At 61.7% G+C, this 815-nt stretch carries 1 protein-coding gene; it reads left to right on the forward strand.

Annotated features, from left to right (window positions below):
- Nucleotides 1-539, forward strand: a 539-nt coding sequence (locus IEG05_RS23120) for an aldehyde dehydrogenase family protein (RefSeq protein ID WP_191122783.1), incomplete at its 5' end; no start/stop codon positions are given.
- Nucleotides 540-815: the final 276 nt, after the last annotated feature.

The following is an 815-nucleotide window of genomic DNA, read 5'->3' on the forward strand; positions in this document are numbered from 1 at the left end:
TCAAGCGTGGCAACCCGCTGGATACCGACACCATGGTTGGCGCCCAGGCGTCCGAGCAGCAGTTCGACAAGATCCTTTCCTACATGGAGATCGCTCAGCAGGAAGGCGCACAGATCCTCACCGGCGGTGCCGCCGAGAAGCTCGAAGGCGGCCTGGCCTCCGGTTACTACGTGCAGCCGACCCTGATCAAGGGTCACAACAAGATGCGTGTGTTCCAGGAAGAAATCTTCGGACCCGTGGTCGGTGTGGCGACCTTCAAGGACGAAGCCGAAGCCCTGGCGATTGCCAACGACACCGAGTTCGGCCTGGGTGCCGGCGTCTGGACCCGCGACATCAACCGTGCCTACCGCATGGGTCGTGGCATCAAGGCCGGTCGCGTGTGGACCAACTGCTACCACCTGTACCCGGCGCACGCGGCGTTCGGTGGCTACAAGAAGTCCGGCGTCGGCCGTGAAACCCACAAGATGATGCTCGACCACTATCAGCAGACCAAGAACCTGCTGATCAGCTACGACATCAATCCACTCGGATTCTTCTGATGAGGGCCCCGGCGTGTGAGCTCCAGCGCGCCGGTTTATTTTGCTACGCACGTCATGTGCAGGGACCTGCGCCGCTTCTGCTGTAACCCCCCTCGAACCGAGCGCAAGGTTCCTATCGCAACGCGGCTCCGGCCGCGTTTTTTTTTGGCGCGCCAGGCATGGCGCGTAGCGCCGTGACTGGCGCTGTCGGGTTCACTGTGGTGGTGAGCCTGGCGACTTGGAGGTGAAAGTCCTCTACACACCCGGCAAGGGGAAGTGTTAGCTGAAGGCAAGGGT

Origin of the sequence: Stutzerimonas kunmingensis (assembly GCF_014764705.1) — a bacterium.
Taxonomy (GTDB): Bacteria; Pseudomonadota; Gammaproteobacteria; order Pseudomonadales; family Pseudomonadaceae; genus Stutzerimonas.